Genomic DNA, 2890 nt, shown 5'->3' with positions numbered 1-2890 from the left:
TCGTTACTGCCACTGGATATCATGCCAAGACCGATCGTCGCTTCCATCAGCATTTCCGCACTTCAACACAATCTTGCCGTCGCCCGCGCCCATGCGCCCAACGCCCGCGTCTGGGGCGTGCTCAAGGCCAACGGCTACGGCCACGGGCTGGAACGCGCCATGCGCGGCTTCGCCGATGCCGACGGCCTGGCGCTGGTCGAACCGGATTATGCCGTTCGCCTGCGCGAGCTGGGCTGGACCAAGCCCATCCTGCTGCTGGAAGGTTTCTTCGATGCCGAGGACCTGCCTGTGCTGGCCCGCCACGACATCCAGTTCGCCGTGCATTGCGACGAGCAGATTGCGCTCTTGGAACAATTCGTCACCGACGCTGCCTTCCATGTGCACCTGAAGATGAACAGCGGCATGAACCGCCTGGGTTTCAAGCCCGAGGCCTTTCACGCCGCCCATGCGCGCGTGAGCAAGATCGCCAGCGTGCGCAGCATCACCATGATGACCCACTTCGCCAATGCCGACGATGCGCTCACCCCGTCCCTGCCGCTCTCCGAGCAGGTACGCCGCTTCCAGGCTGGCACCGAAGGGCTGCCCGGCGCGCGCAGCCTTTGCAATTCCGCTGCCGACCTGATGCATGGCGAACTGGCCCATGACTGGGTACGCCCCGGCATCATGCTGTACGGCGCTACCCCGGGCGGTGGCAGTGCCGCCGACTTCGGCCTGCGCGCGGCGATGACGCTGGAAAGCCAGATCATCGGCGTGCAGGACATCCCCCCGGGCGAAGCCATCGGCTACGGCAGCCGCTTCGTGGCGGACAAGCCGATGCGTATCGGTGTGGTCGCCTGCGGCTATGCGGACGGCTATCCGCGCCATGCACCGACCGGCACGCCCGTGCTGGTGGACGGTATCAAGACCGGCACCGTCGGGCGGGTCTCGATGGACATGCTGTGTGTGGACCTGACCGAACTTCCCGGCGCGAGTGTCGGCAGCCGCGTCGAGCTGTGGGGCCAGCAATTGCCCATCGATGAGGTCGCCTTTGCGGCGGGTACGATCGGATATGAATTGATGTGCGCACTGGCCCCACGGGTGGCGGTGCGTGAAGTGGACTGAACGAAAAAAGATGAACCTCCTGGCAGATTTCCGGGAAGTTTCAGCAGGCATACCCAGGTAGAGCAGAAAGCAGCAAGGCGACGATGGCGAAGGTCAAGACCAATTACACCTGTACCGAATGCGGCGGGGTCAGCAACAAATGGGCCGGCCAGTGTCCGGCCTGTGGCCAGTGGAATACCCTGGTCGAGACGCTGGTGGAGAGCGGTGGCGGGAATCGCTATTCGTCGACCCCGCAAAGCCTGGCGCAGACCGCACCGGTACTGAGCCTGGCCGATATCGAAGCGATCGACGTGCCGCGCTTTGGCACTGGCATCGAGGAATTCGACCGCGTGCTGGGTGGTGGCCTGGTGCCGGGCGGAGTGGCGCTGATCGGCGGCGATCCCGGCATCGGCAAGTCGACCTTGCTGCTGCAGGCGCTGGCCAATATTTCCCGGCTCAAGAAGGTACTCTATGTGAGCGGCGAAGAGTCCGGTTCGCAGATCGCCTTGCGCGCCAAGCGCCTGGCGGTGGATGCCCGTGAACTGCAATTGCAGGCCGAGATCCAGCTGGAAAAGATCCTCGCCACACTGGCCGAGCACAAGCCCGAAGTGGCCGTGATCGACTCCATCCAGACCATTTATTCCGATGCGCTGACCTCGGCTCCCGGCTCGGTGGCGCAGGTGCGCGAATGCGCGGCGCAACTGACCCGGGTGGCCAAGACTTCCGGCATCACCATCATCATGGTCGGCCACGTGACCAAGGAAGGTGCGCTGGCCGGTCCGCGCGTGCTGGAACACATCGTCGATACGGTGCTGTACTTCGAGGGCGATACGCATTCCAGCTTCCGCCTGGTGCGCGCCTTCAAGAACCGCTTCGGCGCAGTGAACGAACTGGGCGTGTTTGCCATGACCGAGAAGGGCTTGAAGGGGGTCTCCAATCCTTCTGCGCTGTTCCTTTCGCAGCACGAAAACCAGGTCCCCGGCTCCTGCGTCATGGTGACCCAGGAAGGCACGCGTCCGCTGCTGGTGGAAATCCAGGCCCTGGTGGACAGCTCGCACGTTCCCAACGCGCGCCGCCTGTCGGTCGGCCTCGAGCAGAACCGCCTGGCCATGCTGCTGGCGGTGCTGCACCGGCATGCGGGCGTGGCGGCCTTTGATCAGGATGTCTTCATCAATGCGGTCGGCGGGGTGAAGATTACCGAACCGGCGGCCGACCTGGCGGTGCTGCTGGCGATCAATTCCTCCATGCGCAACAAGCCCTTGCCGCGCGGATTGGTGGTGTTCGGGGAAGTGGGCTTGGCCGGAGAAATTCGGCCAGCCCCGCGTGGCCAGGAACGCTTGCGTGAGGCTGCCAAGCTGGGCTTCTCGATTGCGGTCATCCCCAAGGCCAATGCACCCAAGCAGGCTATTGAGGGATTGAAGGTGATTCCGGTGGAGCGCATCGACGACGCTCTGCAGAAGGCGCGCGAGATCGACGATTACGCTGCCTGAACCGGATCACTGAATCAGTCGGGCGCGTCGAAAGTGACGATGACCTGGTTCATTTCGCCCTTGATGGGCGGCTCACCTGTGCGCGCCGTTCCGCGCACGCTGTAGTGCAGCTGGAAAGGCTGGCTGGCGTCGCGGCCATTGAAGAATTCGGTACTGCCGGCATTGGCCAGGCTTACGTCCCAGCATACCCCGGCATCCTTCCAGCACAGCCTGGCCTCGAAGCCGGGCGGCTTGCTGGCCAGCGTATAGCGCCAGCTGACCTTGCGGATGATTGCGCCGGCCGGTATCTGTCCCACCACCTTGAATTGCGTGATGTAGTC

General features: G+C 63.9%; 3 protein-coding genes. 2 read left to right on the top strand and 1 reads right to left on the bottom strand.

Going from position 1 to position 2890, the window contains the following annotated elements; genetic code table 11:
• Positions 1-21 precede the first annotated feature (21 nt).
• Positions 22-1101, top strand: coding sequence for an alanine racemase (gene alr, locus B3873_RS25345; RefSeq protein ID WP_286869824.1), 1080 nt, complete (start codon positions 22-24; stop codon positions 1099-1101).
• Between the two features lie 83 nt (positions 1102-1184).
• A complete protein-coding gene (radA, locus tag B3873_RS25340) occupies positions 1185-2570 on the top strand; it encodes a DNA repair protein RadA (RefSeq protein ID WP_034329257.1) in 1386 nt (461 codons plus the stop codon).
• A 14-nt stretch (positions 2571-2584) separates the two neighbouring features.
• Here the strand turns inward: radA and B3873_RS25335 are convergent.
• Positions 2585-2890, bottom strand: a 306-nt coding sequence (locus B3873_RS25335; protein ID WP_286869822.1) for a flagellar protein FlhE, incomplete at its 5' end; no start/stop codon positions are given.

Source organism: Herbaspirillum sp. UBA812, assembly GCF_002296545.1.
In the GTDB taxonomy this organism is placed as follows: Bacteria; Pseudomonadota; Gammaproteobacteria; order Burkholderiales; family Burkholderiaceae_D; genus Herbaspirillum; species Herbaspirillum huttiense.
The sequence above is the reverse complement of the archived record's forward strand: the minus strand, read 5'-3'. Positions and strand labels throughout refer to the sequence as shown.

Coding starts and splice junctions, on each gene's coding strand:
- alr (WP_286869824.1), top strand. CDS start 22: ATGCCAAGACCGATCGTCGCTTCCATCAGCATTTCCGCACTTCAACAC.
- radA (WP_034329257.1), top strand. CDS start 1,185: ATGGCGAAGGTCAAGACCAATTACACCTGTACCGAATGCGGCGGGGTC.